The sequence below is a fragment of the Peribacillus sp. 05N428 genome (genome assembly GCF_056397085.1).
Map to the genome: position 1 here is coordinate 56895 of NZ_JBFTMS010000010.1, position 18952 is coordinate 75846.

Consider the following 18952-nt stretch of genomic DNA (forward strand, 5'->3'; position numbering starts at 1 on the left):
TCCTTTTTATTATGTCTGGCTCTTTTCATTTAATATATAACGCAATTTCCTTATGGATATTTGCAAGCGTTTGGCAGCTTCATTCCGGTTGCCGTAGGTTTTTTGCAGTGCCTGCATGACGAGTTCCTTTCCAATTGTTGATTGAAGCTGTTTGATTTCCGTAAGGATTTCTTCAAGCATCAGTTCATCTTTCTCATTAAAATCAGCCACCAGCCTTTTTCGCCACTCTTCAAGAAGGTTTTCTGTTGACTGTATCTCTGGTAACACATTTTTGTCAGGTGTGATCTGGCTGTTGGATAGTGAGATATCATTGGCGGTTATTACTGACTTATTGTCTGCAAGTGTTAGCGTGCGCATGACCACATTAGATAGTTCGCGTATGTTGCCTGGCCAGTTGTATTGCTGTAATTTTTCAATGGCTTCATTGGAAAATGAGATATCTCCATGACCATTTCTCTCAACCAAGTGACGGACAAGCAACGGAATATCCTCTTTTCGGCTCCTTAATGGCGGGATATCGAGAGTCACGACGTTCAGTCGGTAAAATAGGTCTTCCCGAAATTTATTCTTGTCCACTGCCTGCTGCAGGTTTTCATTGGAGGCCGCCACTAACCGGGCGTTCGTCCGTAATGTCACGCTGCTGCCAACCCGCATGAATTCCCGCGTTTCCAAAACCCGAAGCAATTTGACTTGAATGGACGGACTTGCATCCGCAATTTCATCAAGGAAAAGCGTCCCGTTCCCAGCAATTTCGAAAAAACCCTTTCGCAGCTGGGTCGCTCCGGTGAAAGCGCCCTTTTCATGACCGAATAATTCGCTTTCAAGCAGGGATTCAGAGATCGCTCCGCAATTGATGCCGATAAAAGGTTCATGGTTTCGGGGGCTGGCTATGTGGATGAAGCGTGAAAGCACTTCTTTCCCGCTTCCGGTTTCTCCTTCGATTAATACATTGACGGATTTTTGGGCAACCTTGAAGGCCGTTTCAATCAAATTCTTCATTAAAGGACTTTCACCGACAATGAGTCCTGAATCCTCGGCAAGCTTATGGATGAAATGCTGGTTCAATGCTTCATTTTCATTCAATAGGTTGTCAATCTGCCTTTCCAGTACTTCAATATCCACGAAGGGTTTTTCCATGTAATCACTCGCGCCGAGTTTCATGGCATCAACAGCGGTCTTGACGGTGCTGTATCCGGTCATGATCAGTACCTTGCAACGCGGCTGCAGTTGTTTTAGATGCTGCAGGAGGGAAAGTCCATCGCAATCCGGAAGCTTCAAATCTATCATTGCGACATCAAAACGCTGCTGATTCCAGTCGATTTCATGAAACTCCTTCCCGCTATTCACAACTTGTACGAGGTAACCTTTCATCGTAAAAAGGCGGGATAGAAAAGTCCCAACCTCTTTCTCATCGTCTACCACAAGTAAATAAACCACCTTAACATCCCCTTTCTTCCTCTGTTAGTAAGGGAAGCCTCAGGAAAAAAGTGCTTCCATGTCCTGGTGTGCTCAAAACGTCGATCTTTCCGCCATGGTCCTTGGCGATGCCAAGGCTTACAGACAGCCCCAAACCTGTACCTTTTTCACGGTCTTTAGTCGTATGAAAGGGATGGAATATGAAGGGCAGGCGTTCTTTTTCAATCCCCGTTCCGTTATCAGTCACCTGAACCACCATGAACTTGTTTTCTGAATAGGTAGTGATCGAAATCGATTTTTCCGTTTGCGCGGACTCATCCAATGCGTCCTTGGCATTCAATAGCAAGTTGATGATGATCTGTTCGATCTGCGGCTGGCTGCCCTTTATGAAAGGAAGGTCTTCCTGAAGGCTAAGATGGAGGGAGATTTGTTTCTTCCCAAGTTGGAACTTCAATAGGTTCAGAACCTGGTGAATGGCCTCGTTAATAGAGTAATAGTGGAACCTATACTCATCCTGCCTAGAAAAGGTAAGCAGGCTTTTCACGATTTGCCTGCATCGGTCCCCGCAAATCTTAATGTCGTCCAATAGCATATAATCCGGATTGTCCTGTGGGGTTTTCCGTAATAAAAGTTGTGAGTTACCAAGAATGGCCGTTAATGGGCTGTTCAACTCATGGGCAATCCCAGCTGCCATTTCACCAATCGCCCCAAGTTTACCGGCATGTAATAGCTGGACTTCCATCTGTCTTCTTTCGGTGACATTTTTATAATAAGCAATGACCCCATATACTTGATGCTCCTTATTCTGAATCGGGTAAGCATGCATTTCCAAGATGGTATCATGCTGAAGGAGTATTTCCTGAAACCCTGGCTTATTAAATGAAAAGGTATCCTGAATCAGATTTTGCGATTTTTCAATTAAAGGAACCAAGTTGGAAAAGACCCTGGCTGAATCATTGGATTGATAGACGGTTCCTTTGTGATCGAAGACGATGATCATATCTTCAACTGCCTTGAATGTATCCTCCCACTCCTGTTTGGAATGAAGAACTTCCTTATAAAGCTGGGCATTCTCCAAAGTTAACGCAAGCTGATTGGATAGTTGCTCAAGAAATTCGAGTTCAGCTTCATGCCATGTTTTCTTTTTCTTCCTGCCGAAAGTCCAAATTCCGATTTTTTTACTTTTTCCGTATAAAGGAACTAATAGAAGTGATTCGATCTCAAGGGATAATAGACGCTCTTTTTCTGGGAAGTCCGGTAACTGGTTAACTTCCACCTGAATCGGCTGCTTTTCTTTCAAGGCCGATGAGAATTCCTGAAAAGGGTGTAACAGGTTTTTGGGATCCATTTCAAGATCGCAGTGACCATTAGGGCAGATGTGAAGCAGGGCAGGTTCTTCCTCATACAATATGACAAAATGACTGTCATCGAAGGTAATGAGCTGCTTAAGTTTTTCAATAACATTTCGGAGAATCTCTTGGATGTCGATTTCCATATTCATATTTTTTGTAATGTCATTCATGATTTCAAGTTGCATATTCTTCTTCTTCAGCTGATCCACGGTTTTCTTAAGTTCCGTGTAATACGTTTTCTTTGAAGATTTAACGCCTGTCATTAAATCTATCAATTCATGTTTGTTCATGCTTTTCACCTCTTATAGGGCTGTAAGAAGCAGCTGATTTATCTGTTCTAAGGACATATCACGGGGGTTTGTGATCATGCAGGCATCCTCAAGAGCGGTCATCCCTATGGGATCTATCATTTCTTTCGTAATGCCGACATCACTTAAACTCTTGGGAGCCCCTATATCCTGTGATAATTCCCTTACGAAATGAATGGCAGCCATTCCTGCTTGCTGCTCCGTCAATGCCCGTGTATCGATGCCCATGATGTCTGCAATCTCGCTGAATCGCCTTGGTGAGGCAATTCGATTGAAATCCATGACATGGGGAAGGAGTATCGCATTGATTTCACCATGCGGAAGGAGGTACTTGCCGCCTATGGCATGTGAAATGGCATGGGCAGCTCCCAAAATGGCATTGGAAAAAGCCAGTCCAGCCTGCAGGCTGGCCATCGCCATCGCCTTTTTTGCTTCCTCATTATGCCTGGATGCAACAGAGGGGCGTAAGTGGCGGGAAACGATGGAAAGCGCGTTTTTAGCTTGTACATCGGTCAAAGGTGTCGCAGCGATTGAAACATAGGATTCAATGGCGTGGGTTAACACATCCATTCCGGTAGCTGCGGTCAAATCCGGTCCCAAGGTGGTTAAGGTGGCAGGATCAACTATTGCAATATCGGGGACGAGTGATTTTGAAATGATCGTCATTTTTTTCTCGCGGAATGAATCGACGATCACCGAAAACTGGGATACTTCCGAACCTGATCCTGCAGTGGTCATGATCATCACCATGGGAGGGAGGGGAGAGTGGACTTTATCAACACCTTCATAATCACTGATGATGCCGCCATTCGTTACTAAAAGGGCTACCCCTTTGGCAACATCCAAAGCACTGCCTCCGCCCAAACCGATGATGGCATCACATTCTTGTTCTTTAAATGCAAAACAGCCGGCTTCGATCTCCCTGTCCTTCGGATTGGTCGTCATTTCAATGAAGGTAGCAAAAGCAAGGCCTGCATCTTGGCAGGATTCAATGACTTTATCCAACCAGCCAGCATTGGCCACCCCGGAGTCGCTTACGATCAGCGCCTTTTTGGCACCCAGCCGCAAGCAGGCCTCGCCAGCTTGTTCAATCGAACCTTTACCGAAAATCACTTCCGGCATCACGAATTTAGTTATCGACATCTTTGCGCCTTCTCCCTGTAAAAATTCAATATCTTCTGTATAATTTTCCCGAAAAAGTGCGAAAATCCTGTTTGGATTACAGGTATTTTTATATAATATGACAAAATATCGAATAGAGAAGGACTTTTGATACAGGTCAAATCACCTGATAATTTCTTGTATTTGAAAAATCGGTACTTTAGACATGTATGAATAGGGATAAACCTACCTAGTTAGTATTTTCTATATATTGTAAAATCATGGTAGAAACTATTAAACTGGGAGGCAATCTATGAAAAAACAATTTCTGTCGTTAACATTAATTACAGCATTGACACTCGGGACAGCGGGGACAACCACCGCTTTAGCAGCGCCGCATTCATCGCCGGTGATATCTGAGCCATCCACGGACAAGCAAGTCATTAAAAGAATCGATGCCGATAAAATCTACAAGAATATTGAATACCTCTCACAAACACCTCGGGTGGCTGGTACTGATTCTGAGTATAAAGCCGTCCAATTCATCAAAAAGCAATTCCAATCTTATGGCTATAAAGCCGATATCGAAGAGTTCAATTTTTTATCTTATACAGACCCAAATCTGGTCGAGCTATCCGTTGCCGGATTTGATGGGGAAATCCAGGCAAACCATTTAACCTATTCAGTTAATGGGAACCTATCCGGTGACGTTGTATATGCCGGTTTAGGAACAAAAGAAGAGCTTGAGCAAACCGATGTAGCAGGGAAGATTGCCCTTATACAAAGAGGGAACCTCACTTTTGCAGAGAAAGTATTGAATGCAGCGGAAAAAGGGGCAGCGGGAGTCATCCTATTCAATAATGCAGAAGGGGAATTAAACGGGACACTCGGAGAGGATAATGCCAGGTATATTCCATCCGTCACGATCACCAAAAAGGATGGAGAAGCCCTTTTGGAAAAATTGAATGATGGAGTCAAATTGACAGCCTCATTAAAAATAGAAGGTGCCCATTCCGGAGAAAAAACCTCTTATAATGTAGTGGCAACGAAAAAAGCAACAAAGAACAATAAAGCAAAAAAGAGCGATATCATTTATATTACCGGACATCATGATTCCGTCGCGGGGGCACCCGGAGCGAATGATGATGCATCTGGAACATCCGTCACCCTTGAACTTGCCCGTGTTCTGAAGAATCTTCCTACAGATACGGAAATTCGCTTCGTCACCTTTGGGGCAGAGGAAAATGGATTGCTGGGTTCGCAGCATTATGTGGACAATCTTCCTGATGATGATATCAAGCGGACCATTGCCAATTTCAATCTGGATATGGTAGGAAGCAGGGATGCCGGAGATTTGGTCATTTTGACTAATGATGGAGAAATGAACCTTGTAACCGAGCTGGCCCAGGCATCAAGTACAAGACTGAATGGTGAGCCGACTCCATATGGACAAGGCGGGAGAAGTGACCATGTGTCATTTGCTGAGGCTGGAATACCCGCTGCTTTATTCATCCACAGTCCATCAGAACCTTGGTATCATACTCCTGATGATACCATTGATAAAATCTCAAAAGAAAAGCTTCAAGATGTTGCTGAAATTGTCGGCACAGCTGTCTATGACCAAGCAAAAATCGAAGCTAAAAAACCTGATTTCAATCATAAAAAAGGGAAAAAGGTGAAAGTTCCGCATTTATTTGGCGAAAAGGAATTCAAATAATGCAGTAAATATTCAGAGGGTGCAGCCTGCACCCTTTCTTTGTGTTTAAAAATGGAAATACAGGGGTAAAAAGTCTAATCGGGAATTGGAGCGTGCGGGCTGAATTTCCTAATTCCGTAGCATAAATAGCTTATTTATCCCTATTTAACTCTAAGACTATAATCCTTATAATAAAAATTATGAAAAATATGACAGTCTACATAATGAGAATAGTATGTTTGAGGTGATTTTTTAGGTGTATGCAAATTCATTGAGTGAAATTCACTCTGCCCTCTCTAGTAAAACTTCCGATGTGAATGAAAAAATCAATCGTTTGGAGCAGGCAAAAAGACAAATCAAAGAAGAACAGAATGCTTGTCTTGGGGAAATAGCTAAAATTAAAAATCCGGACTTGGCAAAAAGCTGGACGGGAAACCGTGCAGAAGACTTTCAAGATGCCCGCAGTGATGCATACAAGGCAATGTCAACAATCATTCATGATGATTATGATGACTATCAAGAGAAAATCGACGGTAAAATCATGATGCTTAATATAGAGAAAAAGGCTCTGAGTGCAGCAGGTACGATAGCACATGAAGCGGATGTTCTTTTAGGCAAAGGAGAAGCCGTCATAGATCAATTGGAAAGCAAAATATCATATTTAAAAGGATGGTTGTTTTAATGACGACAATCAAACTGAATCATCCTGCCGTAACGAAGCAAGTCGATCAAGTGAAGACGGCACTTGGTACAGTCACGCTTGGAAATTTGCCGGCAGGCGAGCTTGGCAACAATAAATTGGAATTCACCTCGAAATGGATCGATCGGGAAACGAACCTGGAGAAGGTCTTTGAGCAATATATCAAAATCGTCCAGAAAAATGTGGAAGATACCCGTGCCAACATTGACTTATTAAAAGAACAGGATGAAGCCATCGCCCATACGTCTTCACATGGGTATCAGCGATGAAGATATATGAAGCCGAGACATTGACGGCCGCAACCAAGTCGCGCGCCAAGCAATATGAAGAACTAAAGAAGGAAGTCACAGCCCTGAAAAAGGAATTTCAGGGCATCGTCGGCCTGGATGACGAGTTCCAGGGAGCCGGTGCTACCGCCATCAAAAGCTTCTATGAAGCACAAATCGAGGTGGCGGACGCCTGGATGGAACTATTCACGACCCAGATCAGTTTTTTGGAAGGCATACCGGCCAGTCTGGAAGAAGCGGACCTCTCCGGAAATACGGTGGTCGAGGTCCCCTTTTTAGATGGCGAAGTCTCAAACGGCATCAACCAAGCGAAGTCGCTGGTCGATCAACAAGCGAACGATCTTCAAAGGATCCTGAACAGCATTGAAGATATCCTGCCTCTTGATATGTTCGACCAAAAGGACTTTAATGAAAAAATCACGCTGGCCGGGCACAGGCTGGATGACACCGTGACAAAGGTCGAGAATGTCGACCGGCAATTGGTCGAGGAATATGATGTGTCCATCGGGCAGGAAAACGTGGCCGTTGGTCTCTTCCGTGCTTTGCTTGATGCCACCAAGCAGGACGGCAACATTTCGCCGATGACATTCAACCAATCGGCATTCAAGAGCAGTGATGTTTATCAAGTGAAGGATGAAGTCGCCGGTCAGATGAAAGACTATCAAACCTTCAAAAAGGAACAAGCAGAAGCCCGGAAAATCGAACAGGAAATGGAAGAATTCGAAAATCGTCCATGGTACGAAAAAGCCTGGGATACGACAAAAACCTTTACAGGGGAATTCACGGGATATTATGATTCAATCAGGGCCTCGACCGGAGTCGATCCAGTAACGGGCCGCAAGCTGTCCGATGCCGAACGAATCGCCGCCGGCGCCATGGCAGCCGCTGGATTCATCCCCGTCGTCGGCTGGGCCGGCCGGGCCATCAAAGGCGGCAGCGCCATATACAAAACGGCGAAAGGGCTCAACGCAGCAGACCACGCGCTCGATGCCTATAAAACGACAAAAGGCTTTAGCCTCCTCCAGAAAACCGAATACGGGATATACGGGCTCCTCGCAGCCAACGGCCTCGGTGAAGCAGCCACAGGCAAAGACATGTTCGGCAACCAGCTAACCGAGGAACAGCGCCAGAACGGGCTGTTAATGGCACTTGGAATCGGCGGTGTGGCTGGTGCGGCTAAAGTCGCAGATAAAGTAGCGAGTGGTACAAAGTTCGTCCCTTACAGCAAGGAATTTGCGCAAAAGCAGGTTCAGAAGGTTCAAGCCATCATCAGCGGTATGGGCAAAGCCACATATGAAAATGTGATAAAGGTGGGCAAAGCCACCGGGCAGGTTGCTAAAACAACCGGCCGCTTCATTGCCAATGAAACAAAAAACTTTAAGGAAATTGCGGTATCTCATGGGAAAGCGGCTGGCCGGGCTATTGGTGAAATCAAAATGCCTGTTCTCAGACAATCCCTTCAACCTGCTGGGCATAATATGGTTGGACTTGAAACCGATTCAGTAAAAGTGAAGGAGCTCGTGCAGAAATTTAGTGTTAGAGGTGGGGCCAGTGAAGCACCCCCTACATTTAGTAATATACCCGAAGCTCATGAATGGGGAGAAGCGTACTACTCTAAGTGGTTAGATTCCTTGACCGAAAGAGAAAAGGCAGCTATTAAACAATACACAGGAAATGATTACCAATATATTAATAAATATTTGAGAGGAATTGATAATTCTTTATATGGAATAGATAAGCAGGTTATTGATGATATTAAAAGTGGCCTGAATAAAGCAGCAGTTCCACATGATATGCAGGTCTTTAGAGGAACTGACCTCACGCCATTAGAAAGTATTTTAAAAATAGACGACCATGGTAATATAGATTTGGGTTCATTAATAGGAAAGACTTTTAAGGATGAAGCATTTGTGAGTACTGCGATTGTAAAAGAGTCATCATTTGATTATAAACAGGTTTCTTGGACTATAAATGTTCCAAAAGGAGCGAACGCTGCTTATGTTGGGAAAATTAGTGAATTTCCTGATGAGGCCGAGTTACTTTTAAATGCTGGTCAAGAATTACTTATCAAAGAAGCCAATGAGGATGCGTATGGTAAGCTGCATCTTGTATTAGACTTAAATAAAAAGTAGGTGTAAAGAATGACAGGCAGAAGAATGGTAGACAGATGGGAAGACGATAACAAGATTTTTATGAGTTTAGCCATTAAGAAAAGATTATTACCGAGTATGTATGGCAGTATTATCGGAGACATGCTGGGTGTTCCTGTTGAATTTAAAAAAAGAGGGTCTTTCACTATTAATGATATATCGGGATATGGAACCTATAATCAGCCGCCAGGCACCTGGTCGGATGATACTTCGTTAACTTTATGTTTAATTGAAAACTTAATTGAAAAAGGCGATTCAGCGGAGCTCATGCAAAAATTCGTTCAGTATATGGAATCTGGCTATTGGACACCACATCATGAAATGTTCGATATTGGCAGAACGACCAGTGAAGCCATAATTAAGTTTAAAAATGGAGCCCCAGCGCCAGAATGTGGCGGAAATGCCATGTTTGATAATGGAAATGGGGCGTTGATGAGGGTCGCTCCAGTAGCATTTATCCTTATTAATAACTTTAATTTCATTGAAAAAATCCAAACCATTAAAAAGTATACGGAAGTAACACATGCACATCCGCGTTCTGTGGTAGGTTCCATTATTTATGTCGAGTTTTTACTTAGACTTTATTATAATAATTCTCCTGAAGATGCAATAAGACAAACAAAAAAACTTTTTGATGAGAATTTTGATAAAGGTCATATATACCAAAAAGAGCTGCAATCCTATTCAAGGATTTTTGAGGAAGATTTCTTTTCATTACCACAAGAAGAAATTCAGTCAGATGGTTATGTCGTTCATACGTTGGAAGCAGCCATTTGGTGTTTAGGAAATTCAAATTCGTTTAGCGATGCCGTTTTAACAGCAGTGAATCTAGGGGATGATACGGATACAGTAGGTGCCATTACAGGGACAATGGCAGGTATGTACTATAAAATGGACGAAATTCCTAAAGAATGGCTTGAGAAAATCACAAGAAAAGAAGATATTGATGAATTAATCAACCAATTCCATAGTTTTTGTGCAGATAAAGCCATTAAAGAAAAGTATGGGGCTTGATGTAAATCCCCAATATAAACAAAAAACTCCTATAAAATCCCTTTATAGGGTTTTTTTTATGTCCAAAGTTCAGTTTATGCTATGTTAAACGGTGATGGAAAATTAAATAATGGAGTGGGAAAATGCTAAGAAAAGGTGAGTATACTATCTATAATGGGAAAGAGTATAGATTCATAGAATCTGATACAGTAGAAGCTGTTGAATTAATTAGCAATGATAAAAATGAAATGGACAATGGCTTTACTTATTACAAAAATAATATTTACACGAAAATAGTAGGTTTAGATGAAGTTAAAGAATTATATTCTATTAATCCCTATGCTATATATAAGGAAGAGGTGTTTCCAGCATCACAAGAAAGAAAAACCGGAAATGTATTGTTGGCTACAACAAACACTGAACTTGCTAAAAGGATGGGGTTTGAACGGACAGATAAATATATGTACTCCAAATCTGTGGAATGGGATGAAGTGAAAATAATCGAGGATAGGAAACCTTATTCATTAGATTAATTTCTTCATTTCAAACGCGATTATATTTATTGTACTATCCCCTCTAATGAGCTTTGGAACTGTTTTGTTAAGGGTCTCCTTTATAGGCGAGTAGATAGGAAGATGAAATGGATAAGAAAAAGCAGTTAATCGATCAATTAAAAGTTGTGATAAATAATCTTGAAAAAGATTATAGTAATGAAATTACTAGCGGCGTTTTTCAACTTATATATATTAGATATAAGAATGCATTGGATGTAATGGAGTGTAATGAAGATATAAGGGAATTAAATATTATTGGCGGCGTAAGGGCTTATATGGATAGTTATAATGACTATCAAAATCCGTTATTAGGAGAATTACATAAAGCTGAAAACTTACATAAAGAATTGCATCTTGTATTAGACTTAAACAAAAAGTAAGTGTAAGGAATAGCAGGCAGAAGAAGTGAAAATAATCGAGGAGAGAAAACCCTATACATTAGATTAATTTCCTAATTTAAAGTGCCTACATAAAGTAAAAGCGGTTATTTCTTAAAAAAGTGGGTATATAGTATTAAGCGGTCTTCCATTTAATATCTAGCACTAAGTTTTCTTTATGTTGAATAAGGAGAATTTGGTGGGAGGTGATTAAATGAGGAAAGCCTATGGTATAAAAAGTTTGATGATTTACCTTGAGTCGGTAAATTATCCAATTACCGAAGAGGAAATCAATGATCTAATATTGAATAAAAAGATCCCCCATCTCAGACCCATCGATAATTTGCTGATTTTTAATTTGGATCATATTGATGGCTGGCTTAGTGATCAGCAATCCAACCCTTAGTTAATTGAAGCCCTGCTGTAAGTGGAGCTTTGATTTATATGTGTACCTGTAATCTAAGTCTATTGATGCAAACATGTTAATATGAAAAAGGAAAAGCTAGCCGAGGTGTTTCATGAAAACCTTGGCTGGCTTTTTATTTATCTCTTCATTTTCAGAAAAACGAATCAGTCCCAGTTGATTTGGTAGCGACACTATTCTGCTGTTATGCCTGGATTATAATAGCTTAAGCAAAGCCTGTGCACCTGTTAGGATAAGCCCTATGATAAAACCACAGACCGCCCCGTTCACCCGAATCCATTGCAAGTCTTTTCCAACACCGTTTTCCATCATATCAATCAGCGTTTCGTTGTCTAGCTTATCTAAGTTTTCTTGTACAAGATTGCCGATTTGCGTATGATTTTTTTCAATGAGAACAGTAATTTGTTTCTGTATCCATTGATCGATGCGGGTGCTATTTTCCTTAATATTGTCCAGTATATGATGAATCATTGGAGTCAGGTAAGTATCCATGAAGTGTTCTTCTTCGACGAAAACCAATGCTTCTTGTTTAATTTGTTTTAGGCTTCCCTCTATTGTCGCCTCAGGCTCCCATTTTGTCAGAAGTTGTTTTTTCCATTTTTCAACTCCTTCTAACAGTTCCCGGTTATGGTTAATGCCTTGTATCTCTTTCCTGATATATAAGATTAAAGCCTCTCTATTTGGTTCTTTCTCGTTTTGTAAATTATTTACGACACTTAATAGCAGGTTTTGGATGATATTCCCAAGTTTCTCTTCGTTAAGTAGACTTTGAATGGACTTAACGGCGAACTGAAGCATACCTTCCAGTTCAATCTTGCTGAGTACATCCATGGAAACAGTGCCAAGTCGGTGACTGGTTTCTTTTTTTCCTAACCAATCTTCAGCTTTTTTCAAAACATGATCCAAAGCCTTCTTATCAAACTCTTCGTTAAGTAACTCTGAACTTACTAAATGTAGAATCTTGCTCATGTCTATGCCAGAAAGTGATGCTTTAATTTTTTTTGCAACGAAAGGCGTAATCTTTTCTATATCTATATAACCAATCATTTGCTTGATCAGTTTAATCAGGACTTTTCTAAAAGTATCACTTTGAATCTCTTTTCCTAAAATAGGGATCAATTTTTCAGTAAAAGGAATATGTTTTACTTTGTCCTGAATGCTTTCCTTAGAAAGCCAGTCGTTTTTTAGCATCGAAACAAGTGCATTTGTCATTCTTTTACGATTGTTGGGCAAAAGCGCTGTATGGGGGATTGGTAATCCAAGCGGATGGCGGAATAATGCAGTGACTGCAAACCAATCTGCCAATCCGCCGACTAAACCAGCCTCAAACCCTCCATGTAATAAATCTAAAGGCAATGTACCTTGAAATGGAGTGGTTGCAATATAACCCGCCCCCATGATAATTAGTGAATATCTAGCTATTTTTCTTGAAGATTTTATTTTTGGTGACATTATATTCCCTCATCCTTAAAATGATAGTCAATTACTATAAACCGAATCATTAGCAAATTTTATAACTTACTTTCATCTAGTAGTATAGCAGGTAGTACAAAAAAATAACCACAACAAGGCAGTAAGTTCATTATTTTTGGGCATTGAATATTGTCATTTTCCCTTTAATGTTCAATATTCTGATGATAAATGCACAAAAAAAGCCGATTCACTCAATCGGCTCAGTTTGTAGACAAAAGGGGTTCGGAATTAAAAAATTCTGAACCCCTTTTGAAATTCCCTTTGAATTTTCTCCTAAGGTTAAGAGATTGCGGCTCTACGAGCCCACATGTTAGGCCATTTTTGGACCTCGCCATGCCCAATTGACCATCTTCTTTAAATTAATGGCAGCCTCCATTTTACGAACCAAATGGTTCGGTGGCACCAGTTGATCTAAAGTAATTATTTCAAGTTGATCTCGCTGAATAGAATCATGTTTAGAAAGCCTCCTCATCACCTCAAGTTTTAATACTTCTACTTTAAAACAAAAATGACTCCAGGCAAAAGTGTTCTATCTAAAAGGTAAGACAAAGTTGATTGGAACGGAAGGTACGAGACTCCTGCGGGAAAAGCGCGTCTAGGGGAGACCCCGCAGGCGAAAGCCGAGGAGGCTCCCGACCGCCAGCGGAAAGCGAGTGCCCTACGTTCCAATCAACGTCCAAATTGTACAAGCCATAAAAATAGACAAACTCGATTTTCATCGAGTTTGTCTACAGTCTGAGCCGATTCACTCAATCGGCTTTTTTTATTCATTTACTGAAAAGCATTTTTTTGTTCATCTCCAACATATTATGATGCGTCTGTTTTTATCGAATTATTTTTATCGGTGCCTAAATTTTTTTTATCTTTCATGAGACTGAAGATATAGGCCAGAACGGAACCTGATATGTTATGCCAAACACTGAAAATGGCACTTGGAACAGCGGCCAAAGGCGAGAAGTGGGCTGTTGCTATGGCTACACCTAAACCAGAGTTCTGCATACCGACCTCCATTGCAACAGCTTTCTGTTTAGCTAAATCCATCCCGCATAAACGAGCAAAGAAGAAGCCGAGTAAAAAACCAAGAACATTATGAAGAACGACTACTGCAAAAATCAGCAAACCTGTTTTAGCCAGCTGATCTTGGCTGCCAGCTACTACGGCAGATACGATCAGAACGATGGAAATGACAGATACTAGAGGTAAAGCCTTTGCACCGGCCTCTGCCTGTTTGCCGAAAAACTTTTTAACAAGAAATCCTAGTATCAGTGGGATAATCACCACTTGAATGATCGAAAAGAATAATGACCCAATACTGATGTTGACCCATTTACTTGCCAAGAGCAGAATAAGCAGGGGCGTTACGATAGGCGCTAGAATAGTGGAAACAGAAGCAATGGCAACTGCAAGCGCAACATTTCCTCTCGCAAGAAACACCATGACATTTGAAGCCGTTCCACTAGGGCAACATCCTACCAAAATAACACCAACAGCGACTTCTTTGGGCAAATCGAACCCTATTGCTAATCCGAATGCCAATAAGGGCATAATGATAAAATGACCTGCTACCCCTAGTGCGACCTCTTTTGGCCGTCGGAATACTTCTTTAAAATCCGCTGCTGATAATGTAAGTCCCATGCCAAACATGACAATTCCTAGTAATGGAACAATATAGTCTCCAATCCATATAAACTGATTAGGTAAGATATACGCAATAACTGCAAATAAAATGACCCATAAGGTAAACGTTTTACCAGCAAATCCGCTGATTTTCTCTACTACTCCCATAGTGACCTCCTAGATGTTTTAAAATAAAACAATTATAATTTATATTCAGAATATTTAAAACCCTTTTAAGCAATAAAAATATCAATAGAGCTGAACTAGTGTAAATATGACGATTCACTATAGGAAAAAAGCGGACAGGGTTTTTAGATTCTGTCCGCTTTTGACTTTATTTTTTTAAAAAAATAAGAGGGTGCTGTATATTAGTGGCAAACTAGTTTATAAGGAACCGGAAATTGAATTAGTATTTGTTGTTTTACAGGTTTAATTATTGCTATTGTATGTTTAGCCAGGGCTATAAAAGAAGTGGAGATGTGGTTTCTTTGATACATATATTAATTGCGGATGATGATCGGCATATTCGGGAGTTGCTTAAATTTCACTTGGAAAAGGAAGGGTACATGGTATCGGAAGCGAAGGACGGTAATGAAGCTTCCTTGTTACTGGAGAAGGAACGGATCCATCTGGCTGTTGTCGATATAATGATGCCGTATAAAAACGGACTGGATCTTTGTAAGGAAATCCGGGATCAATATGATCTGCCCGTCATTTTATTGACAGCTAAAGATCAACTTATCGATAAGGAAAAGGGGTACTTTGCGGGTACGGATGATTACCTCGTGAAGCCGTTTGAGCCAAGGGAGCTTCTATTTCGGATAAAAGCGCTATTGCGAAGATACCGTATGGTGAATTCTGAATCCATCTCATTGAATCAAACGGTGATTGACCGTAAAAGTTACGAAGTGCGAATAAAGGGGAATACGCTGCTCCTGCCCCTTAAGGAATTTGAGCTGCTGGCCCAGCTGGGGAGTTTTCCTGATCAGGTCTTTACGCGTGAGCAGCTTATTGAACTGGTTTGGGGTGCTGATTTTGCAGGGGACGATCGAACGGTTGATGTCCATATTAAACGGTTGAGGGAACGTTTTGCCGGCCGGACAGATGACTTTGTCATAACGACTGTCCGTGGCTTAGGTTATAAACTGGAGGTCAACAAGAAGTGAAAACACTTTATTTCAGGATAGTTATTCAAACCATTTTGATCATGGTGCTTGCCAGTGTCATCGCTTTTTTAATTTCCAATGTCTATTATCATAAGGTTCAAAAACCCAACAATGGTGAGAAGATAAGCAAAGTCGCAAATGAGATCGTCTCTTTATATGAGGAGAATCCTGATCAGGATATTGATGCGTATTTAAATCATATTGCAGGATTGCACTATCAAATGTATCTATTTAATGAGCAGGGTGAAGGAACTTTATATGGTGAGCCGTTTCGGGAAACGAATTTGGACCGTGACACGATTTCCGGAGTCTTGAATGGGAATATCTATCAAGGGATCGCCAATTATAATAATGGGTTATTTATTACGGGGTTTTTTGAAGATGTATTAATTAATAGCATTGGGGTCCCGATGACCGTGAATGGCGAAAAGTATGCATTGTTTGTAAGGCCCAATATAGAGCTGCAGTTTGGCGAATTTCGCTTTTTCCTTGCAGTTTTGCTCGTACTGACGCTACTTCTCAGTTTTTTATTTGTGATCATTAATACGCGTTTCATCGTTAAGCCGATTACGAAATTAACGGAGGCTACAAAAAGAATCGCCGATGGGGATTATAGTAGTGAATTGAATGTCTCCCGAAGCGATGAAATAGGGGACTTGGCACAGCATTTCTCGAAAATGACTCAAAGCATACAGCGGTTGGATGATATGAGGCAGGAGTTCGTATCGAATGTATCTCATGAAATTCAATCTCCGCTTGCATCCATCCAAGGTTTTTCCCAAACCCTCCAATCGGAGGAATTAACAAAGGAACAAAGAAATCAGTACTTATCCATCATTGAAAAAGAAAGCAGGCGCATGTCGTCGTTAAGCAAACAGCTGCTCATGCTTGCTTCGTTGGATAAAGTAGATGATCCGCTGCAGCGGTCAACGTTTGATTTAGCGCAGCAAATCCGGCAGGTGTTGTTCATGCTGGAATGGAATTGGCGGGAAAAGGATATGGTGATCGAAATGGATTTGCCGTCCACCGTCATTTCTGCAGATGAGAAACTTTTAAATCAAGTTTGGACGAATTTGATAACCAATAGCATTAAATACTCGGAAAGCGGCAGTTCAATCAATATTCGGATTAAAAGAATAGACAGTACTGTTGAAGTGATGATCGCGGATACGGGCATCGGAATTCCAGAAGAAGACCTTCCTTATATCCTTGATCGCTTTTATAAAGTCGACCAAGTGAGGAACCGGAGTGAAACCGGAAGCGGATTAGGACTTTCGATTACGAAGAAGACGGTTGATCTTCATGGGGGAACGATCGAAGTTCAAAGCGAACTTGGTAAAGGGACCACCTTTTATATACGGCTGCCCCTTATGTAATCAGTTGTTCATCTTCCATTCATATTGATTGTTTACAATCGGGTCATACCGATCAAACAGGACTTGATCGGTAAACAAAAGTAATGGGAGATGAAATGATGTTTTTGGCAATACGTGAACTAAAGCATTCCAAATTACGTTATCTGCTGATTGGACTGATCATGATATTGGTCGCTTTGCTTGTCTTTATCATTTCAGGATTAGCTAATGGACTTTCTTCAGATAATGCCTCATCCATACAAAACATGAAGGCTGACTATTTCGTTATGGAGCATGACTCTAAAAATAAATTGAATCGATCGATCATATCGATGGAAAAGCTGGATGAAATCCGGGCTATATCGGATGTTAAAGCAGCCGAAGGACTTGGGCAAATGATGATCACATTGAATAAAGTCAGCTCTTCGGAGAAAACGGATGTCACGATTTTTGCGACCGATGCCAGTGGGATTTTAGCACCGAAGGTCATAGAAGGAACGAGCTATGACAATAAGGAACAAGGTGAAGTCGTTGCAGATCGTTCTTTAAAAGAAGTCGGTTATAAATTGGGTGATTCACTCAAAGATGACCTATCTGGTAATGTTTTCACCATTGTTGGTTTTACTGAAAAGCAGTCTTATAGCCATACACCGGCAGTTTACATGAATGTTAAGGGGTGGCAGGAGATTAATCCTGGATTGAGAAATCACGGAAAAGACTCAATCAGCACAATAGCCGTGCAAATGGATTCGAAGGCAGAAGTGAATGTACGTGAATCATTGCCTGAAGGATTAACGCTCATTTCGAAAGAAGAATCACTTCAGAGTATACCAGGCTACAAAGAGGAACAGGGGACGTTGACGATGATGATTGCCTTCTTGTTTGTCATCGCAGCTTTCGTTTTGGCCGTATTCTTTTATGTGATTACCTTGCAGAAGACGAATCAATTTGGAGTCCTTAAAGCACTCGGGGCCAATACGGGCTACCTGGCAAAAAGCATCGTTGGTCAAGTAATGCTGCTTGCCGTGACATGCATAGCCATCAGTGTTGCCCTGACATACGGCGTCACTTTAATCATGCCAGAAGGAATGCCATTTGAATTGAGTGCCGATTTGGTCATTAAATATTCCGTGTTACTTTTGGCTGTATCCGTATTGGGTTCGCTGCTATCACTATACCGAGTAGCGAAGATAGATGCGATCGAAGCAATAGGGAGGGTATCATGATGGGGGATAAACTATTATTTGAAAACGTCAGTAAGGTTTATGGGGAAGGCGATAATAAGGTAATAGCCCTTGATGATATTTCCCTGAATGTAAGAGCGGGGGAATTCGTCGCGATTGTGGGTCCTTCGGGCTCAGGAAAAAGTACTTTCCTTTCAATAGCAGGTGCGTTACTATCCCCGAGCAAAGGCCGCTTACTGCTGAATGGTGAGGATATAACAACACTCTCCCCAAAAGAATTGACTCGGGTGCGCCTTGAAAAGATCGGGTTTGTATTCCAATCGTCGAATCTTGTGCCATATCTCTCCGTACGAGATCAGCTTCTGCTGCTTTCTGAATTGATCGGCAAGCGAGATAAAACAACTGTGAAAAAAGCGGACGAATTGCTTAGCCACCTTGGACTTGGCCATCGGGCAGGTCACCTGCCAGAAGCACTGTCGGGCGGTGAGCGGCAGCGGGTAGCAATCGCCCGTTCGCTGATGAATGATCCAGAAATCATTTTAGCGGATGAACCAACCGCAAGTCTTGATTCCAAAAGAGGCAGGGATGTTGTTGAAATGCTTGCACATGAGGTGAAATCAAGAAATAAAGCGGCCATCATGGTCACCCACGATGAAAGAATGTTGGATTTATGTGATCGAGTGGTCAATATTACGGATGGCAAGGTATTTGGATGAAGTTATACGTAAAAAGTCCGCCGCCTCTCCAAAGGAATTAGGAGTGGCGGTGGACTGAATTGCATGAAGGGGATGGTTAACCG

At 41.5% G+C, this 18952-nt stretch carries 17 protein-coding genes; 12 read left to right on the forward strand and 5 right to left on the reverse strand.

The features are described 5' to 3' along the window. Positions 1-9 precede the first annotated feature (9 nt). Genes AC1DIV_RS11945 through AC1DIV_RS11955 form a run of 3 tightly spaced genes read right to left on the reverse strand, consistent with a single transcriptional unit; the run spans position 10 to position 4219 of the window. Positions 10-1437: a sigma-54-dependent transcriptional regulator gene (locus AC1DIV_RS11945; RefSeq protein WP_477576459.1), complete on the reverse strand. Its 1428-nt coding sequence runs from the start codon at positions 1435-1437 to the stop codon at positions 10-12. Between the two features lies 1 nt (position 1438). Then, positions 1439-3058 carry a sensor histidine kinase gene (locus AC1DIV_RS11950; protein WP_477576461.1) on the reverse strand — a complete coding sequence of 540 codons (1620 nt, stop codon included), beginning with the start codon at positions 3056-3058 and terminating at the stop codon, positions 1439-1441. Positions 3059-3070: 12 nt separating this feature from the next. Then, positions 3071-4219: an iron-containing alcohol dehydrogenase gene (locus AC1DIV_RS11955; protein WP_251542419.1), complete on the reverse strand. Its 1149-nt coding sequence runs from the start codon at positions 4217-4219 to the stop codon at positions 3071-3073. 271 nt (positions 4220-4490) lie between these two features. Here AC1DIV_RS11955 and AC1DIV_RS11960 point away from each other — a divergent pair, with 271 nt between their 5' ends. The 8 genes from AC1DIV_RS11960 (at position 4491) to AC1DIV_RS11995 (ending at position 11340) form a co-directional block, all read left to right on the forward strand. Next, a complete protein-coding gene (locus AC1DIV_RS11960; RefSeq protein ID WP_477576463.1) occupies positions 4491-5894 on the forward strand; it encodes a M28 family peptidase in 1404 nt (467 codons plus the stop codon). Between the two features lie 235 nt (positions 5895-6129). Further along, positions 6130-6555 carry a YwqH-like family protein gene (locus AC1DIV_RS11965; protein ID WP_063577498.1) on the forward strand — a complete coding sequence of 142 codons (426 nt, stop codon included), beginning with the start codon at positions 6130-6132 and terminating at the stop codon, positions 6553-6555. After that, positions 6555-6842 carry a YwqI/YxiC family protein gene (locus AC1DIV_RS11970; protein WP_034306007.1) on the forward strand — a complete coding sequence of 96 codons (288 nt, stop codon included), beginning with the start codon at positions 6555-6557 and terminating at the stop codon, positions 6840-6842. The genes AC1DIV_RS11965 and AC1DIV_RS11970 overlap by 1 nt, the downstream gene beginning before the upstream one ends. Next, on the forward strand, positions 6839-8992 hold the full coding sequence (locus AC1DIV_RS11975; protein ID WP_477576464.1) for an ADP-ribosyltransferase: 2154 nt from the start codon (positions 6839-6841) through the stop codon (positions 8990-8992). The genes AC1DIV_RS11970 and AC1DIV_RS11975 overlap by 4 nt, the downstream gene beginning before the upstream one ends. Positions 8993-9001: 9 nt before the next feature. Then, entirely contained in the window at positions 9002-10024 is a 1023-nt protein-coding gene (locus AC1DIV_RS11980) for an ADP-ribosylglycohydrolase family protein (protein ID WP_477576466.1), read from the forward strand. Positions 10025-10146: 122 nt separating this feature from the next. Beyond that, a complete protein-coding gene (locus AC1DIV_RS11985) occupies positions 10147-10536 on the forward strand; it encodes a hypothetical protein (protein ID WP_477576468.1) in 390 nt (129 codons plus the stop codon). Positions 10537-10643: 107 nt separating this feature from the next. Beyond that, on the forward strand, positions 10644-10937 hold the full coding sequence (locus AC1DIV_RS11990; RefSeq protein ID WP_400450365.1) for a hypothetical protein: 294 nt from the start codon (positions 10644-10646) through the stop codon (positions 10935-10937). A gap of 211 nt (positions 10938-11148) precedes the next feature. Beyond that, the gene (locus tag AC1DIV_RS11995; RefSeq protein ID WP_057278530.1) at positions 11149-11340 is read left to right on the forward strand and encodes a hypothetical protein; all 192 of its coding nucleotides are present in this window, start codon (positions 11149-11151) and stop codon (positions 11338-11340) included. A gap of 213 nt (positions 11341-11553) precedes the next feature. Here AC1DIV_RS11995 and AC1DIV_RS12000 read toward each other — a convergent pair whose 3' ends face one another. Next, positions 11554-12810 carry a DUF445 domain-containing protein gene (locus AC1DIV_RS12000; RefSeq protein WP_340874148.1) on the reverse strand — a complete coding sequence of 419 codons (1257 nt, stop codon included), beginning with the start codon at positions 12808-12810 and terminating at the stop codon, positions 11554-11556. A gap of 828 nt (positions 12811-13638) precedes the next feature. Continuing rightward, positions 13639-14616, reverse strand: coding sequence for a bile acid:sodium symporter family protein (locus AC1DIV_RS12005; RefSeq protein WP_340874149.1), 978 nt, complete (start codon positions 14614-14616; stop codon positions 13639-13641). Positions 14617-14936: 320 nt separating this feature from the next. Between AC1DIV_RS12005 and AC1DIV_RS12010 the strand changes: the two genes are divergently transcribed. From AC1DIV_RS12010 to AC1DIV_RS12025, 4 genes are all read left to right on the forward strand, one after another. Then, the gene (locus AC1DIV_RS12010; RefSeq protein ID WP_053533625.1) at positions 14937-15614 is read left to right on the forward strand and encodes a response regulator transcription factor; all 678 of its coding nucleotides are present in this window, start codon (positions 14937-14939) and stop codon (positions 15612-15614) included. Beyond that, complete coding sequence (locus AC1DIV_RS12015; RefSeq protein ID WP_477576470.1) at positions 15611-16990, forward strand: sensor histidine kinase; 1380 nt, start codon at positions 15611-15613, stop codon at positions 16988-16990. Before AC1DIV_RS12010 ends, AC1DIV_RS12015 begins: the two co-directional genes overlap by 4 nt. Before the next feature lie 98 nt (positions 16991-17088). Further along, the gene (locus AC1DIV_RS12020) at positions 17089-18195 is read left to right on the forward strand and encodes an ABC transporter permease (RefSeq protein ID WP_340874151.1); all 1107 of its coding nucleotides are present in this window, start codon (positions 17089-17091) and stop codon (positions 18193-18195) included. After that, positions 18192-18869 (forward strand): ABC transporter ATP-binding protein, encoded by a 678-nt coding sequence (locus AC1DIV_RS12025; protein ID WP_340874152.1) that lies wholly within the window; start codon positions 18192-18194, stop codon positions 18867-18869. The genes AC1DIV_RS12020 and AC1DIV_RS12025 overlap by 4 nt, the downstream gene beginning before the upstream one ends. The last annotated feature ends 83 nt before the right edge of the window (positions 18870-18952 follow it).

Excerpts from the sequence above, each read along its gene's own strand:
- AC1DIV_RS11960 (WP_477576463.1), top strand. The coding sequence starts at position 4,491 with ATGAAAAAACAATTTCTGTCGTTAACATTAATTACAGCATTGACACTC.
- AC1DIV_RS11995 (WP_057278530.1), top strand. The coding sequence starts at position 11,149 with ATGAGGAAAGCCTATGGTATAAAAAGTTTGATGATTTACCTTGAGTCG.
- AC1DIV_RS12025 (WP_340874152.1), top strand. The coding sequence starts at position 18,192 with ATGATGGGGGATAAACTATTATTTGAAAACGTCAGTAAGGTTTATGGG.
- AC1DIV_RS12020 (WP_340874151.1), top strand. The coding sequence starts at position 17,089 with ATGTTTTTGGCAATACGTGAACTAAAGCATTCCAAATTACGTTATCTG.
- AC1DIV_RS11980 (WP_477576466.1), top strand. The coding sequence starts at position 9,002 with ATGACAGGCAGAAGAATGGTAGACAGATGGGAAGACGATAACAAGATT.
- AC1DIV_RS11985 (WP_477576468.1), top strand. The coding sequence starts at position 10,147 with ATGCTAAGAAAAGGTGAGTATACTATCTATAATGGGAAAGAGTATAGA.
- AC1DIV_RS11950 (WP_477576461.1), bottom strand. The coding sequence starts at position 3,058 with ATGAACAAACATGAATTGATAGATTTAATGACAGGCGTTAAATCTTCA.
- AC1DIV_RS11975 (WP_477576464.1), top strand. The coding sequence starts at position 6,839 with ATGAAGATATATGAAGCCGAGACATTGACGGCCGCAACCAAGTCGCGC.
- AC1DIV_RS12000 (WP_340874148.1), bottom strand. The coding sequence starts at position 12,810 with ATGTCACCAAAAATAAAATCTTCAAGAAAAATAGCTAGATATTCACTA.
- AC1DIV_RS11970 (WP_034306007.1), top strand. The coding sequence starts at position 6,555 with ATGACGACAATCAAACTGAATCATCCTGCCGTAACGAAGCAAGTCGAT.
- AC1DIV_RS12005 (WP_340874149.1), bottom strand. The coding sequence starts at position 14,616 with ATGGGAGTAGTAGAGAAAATCAGCGGATTTGCTGGTAAAACGTTTACC.
- AC1DIV_RS11955 (WP_251542419.1), bottom strand. The coding sequence starts at position 4,219 with ATGTCGATAACTAAATTCGTGATGCCGGAAGTGATTTTCGGTAAAGGT.
- AC1DIV_RS11990 (WP_400450365.1), top strand. The coding sequence starts at position 10,644 with ATGGATAAGAAAAAGCAGTTAATCGATCAATTAAAAGTTGTGATAAAT.